Genomic DNA, 2,965 nt, shown 5'->3' on the forward strand with positions numbered 1-2,965 from the left:
TCTCTCTCAAACCCCAAAACACCTTCGGTGTTGTCAGGTTAAGCCGCACGGGTCATTAGTACCGGTTAGCTCAACGTCTCGCAACGCTTACACACCCGGCCTATCTACGTCCTCGTCTCGAACGTTCCTTCAGTGTCCTCTAGGGACAAGGGAAGACTCATCTTAAGGCAAGTTTCCCGCTTAGATGCTTTCAGCGGTTATCTCTTCCGCACTTAGCTACCGGGCAGTGCCATTGGCATGACAACCCGAACACCAGTGGTGCGTCCACTCCGGTCCTCTCGTACTAGGAGCAGCCCCTTGCAATCTTCCAACGCCCACGGCAGATAGGGACCGAACTGTCTCACGACGTTCTAAACCCAGCTCGCGTACCACTTTAAATGGCGAACAGCCATACCCTTGGGACCTACTTCAGCCCCAGGATGTGATGAGCCGACATCGAGGTGCCAAACACCGCCGTCGATATGAACTCTTGGGCGGTATCAGCCTGTTATCCCCGGAGTACCTTTTATCCGTTGAGCGATGGCCCTTCCATACAGAACCACCGGATCACTATGACCTGCTTTCGCACCTGCTCGAGCCGTCACTCTCGCAGTCAAGCTAGCTTATGCCATTGCACTAACCTCACGATGTCCGACCGTGATTAGCTAACCTTCGTGCTCCTCCGTTACGCTTTGGGAGGAGACCGCCCCAGTCAAACTACCCACCAGACACTGTCCGCAACCCGGATAACGGGCCGACGTTAGAACATCAAACATTCAAGGGTGGTATTTCAAGGATGGCTCCATGCAGACTGGCGTCCACATTTCACAGCCTCCCACCTATCCTACACATCAAGGCTCAAGGTTCAGTGTCAAGCTATAGTAAAGGTTCACGGGGTCTTTCCGTCTTGCCGCGGGTACACTGCATCTTCACAGCGAGTTCAATTTCACTGAGTCTCGGGTGGAGACAGCCTGGCCATCATTACGCCATTCGTGCAGGTCGGAACTTACCCGACAAGGAATTTCGCTACCTTAGGACCGTTATAGTTACGGCCGCCGTTTACTGGGGCTTCGATCAAGAGCGTCGCCTTGCGGCTAACCCCATCAATTAACCTTCCAGCACCGGGCAGGCGTCACACCGTATACGTCCACTTTCGTGTTTGCACAGTGCTGTGTTTTTATTAAACAGTTGCAGCCAGCTGGTATCTGCGACTGGCCTCGGCTCCGAAAGCGTGTTTCTTCACCTGACGCCAGCGTGCCTTCTCCCGAAGTTACGGCACCATTTTGCCTAGTTCCTTCACCCGAGTTCTCTCAAGCGCCTGAGTATTCTCTACCTGACCACCTGTGTCGGTTTGGGGTACGATTGACCATAATCTGACGCTTAGGGGCTTTTCCTGGAAGCGGGGCATCAGCAACTTCAGCACCGTAATGCCTCGTCATCGTGCCTCAGTGTCTTGGATAACCGGATTTGCCAAGTTATCCCACCTACACACTTAAACCGGGACGACCGTCGCCCGGCTTGCCTAGCCTTCTCCGTCCCCCCATCGCAATTATGGCCAGTACAGGAATATTAACCTGTTTCCCATCGACTACGCTTTTCAGCCTCGCCTTAGGGGTCGACTCACCCTGCCCCGATTAACGTTGGACAGGAACCCTTGGTCTTCCGGCGAGCGGGTTTTTCACCCGCTTTATCGTTACTTATGTCAGCATTCGCACTTCTGATACCTCCAGCAAACCTCACAGTTCACCTTCACCGGCTTACAGAACGCTCCCCTACCCAACAACACATTCGTGTCGCTGCCGCAGCTTCGGTGCATGGTTTAGCCCCGTTACATCTTCCGCGCAGGCCGACTCGACCAGTGAGCTATTACGCTTTCTTTAAATGATGGCTGCTTCTAAGCCAACATCCTGGCTGTCTGAGCCTTCCCACTTCGTTTCCCACTTAACCATGACTTCGGGACCTTAGCTGGCGGTCTGGGTTGTTTCCCTCTTCACGACGGACGTTAGCACCCGCCGTGTGTCTCCCGTGATAACATTCTTCGGTATTCGCAGTTTGCATCGGGTTGGTAAGTCGGGATGACCCCCTAGCCGAAACAGTGCTCTACCCCCGAAGATGACTTCACGAGGCGCTACCTAAATAGCTTTCGGGGAGAACCAGCTATCTCCCGGTTTGATTGGCCTTTCACCCCCAGCCACAAGTCATCCGCTAATTTTTCAACATTAGTCGGTTCGGTCCTCCAGTTAGTGTTACCCAACCTTCAACCTGCCCATGGCTAGATCACCGGGTTTCGGGTCTATACCCTGCAACTTAACGCCCAGTTAAGACTCGGTTTCCCTGCGGCTCCCCTATGCGGTTAACCTTGCTACAGAATATAAGTCGCTGACCCATTATACAAAAGGTACGCAGTCACCCTGATAAATCAAGGCTCCCACTGCTTGTACGTACACGGTTTCAGGTTCTCTTTCACTCCCCTCGCCGGGGTTCTTTTCGCCTTTCCCTCACGGTACTGGTTCACTATCGGTCAGTCAGGAGTATTTAGCCTTGGAGGATGGTCCCCCCATGTTCAGACAGGATACCACGTGTCCCGCCCTACTCGTTGAGCTCACAATACCAGTGTCTTCGGATACGGGGCTCTCACCCTTTACTGCCGGCCTTTCCAGACCGTTCTCCTGACACTCATATCGCTGATGGCTCTGGGCTCCTCCCCGTTCGCTCGCCGCTACTGGGGGAATCTCGGTTGATTTCTTTTCCTCGGGGTACTGAGATGTTTCAGTTCCCCCGGTTCGCCTCCTTACCCTATGAATTCAGGTAAGGATAGTGCAACGGATTGCACTGGGTTTCCCCATTCGGACATCGCCGGCTGATAGCGCTTCATATCAGCTCACCGGCGCTTTTCGCAGATTAGCACGTCCTTCATCGCCTCTGACTGCCTAGGCATCCACCGTGTACGCTTAGTCGCTTAACCTCACAACCCGAAGGTGTCTTC

Annotated in this window: 1 rRNA gene; it reads right to left on the reverse strand. The window is 53.8% G+C overall.

Going from position 1 to position 2,965, the window contains the following annotated elements:
• Window positions 1–34: 34 nt before the first annotated feature.
• Window positions 35–2,944 (reverse strand): 23S ribosomal RNA (locus Xets_RS26785).
• Window positions 2,945–2,965 lie beyond the last annotated feature (21 nt).

The organism is Xenorhabdus sp. TS4 (genome assembly GCF_014467265.1).
Taxonomy (GTDB): domain Bacteria; phylum Pseudomonadota; class Gammaproteobacteria; order Enterobacterales; family Enterobacteriaceae; genus Xenorhabdus; species Xenorhabdus ehlersii.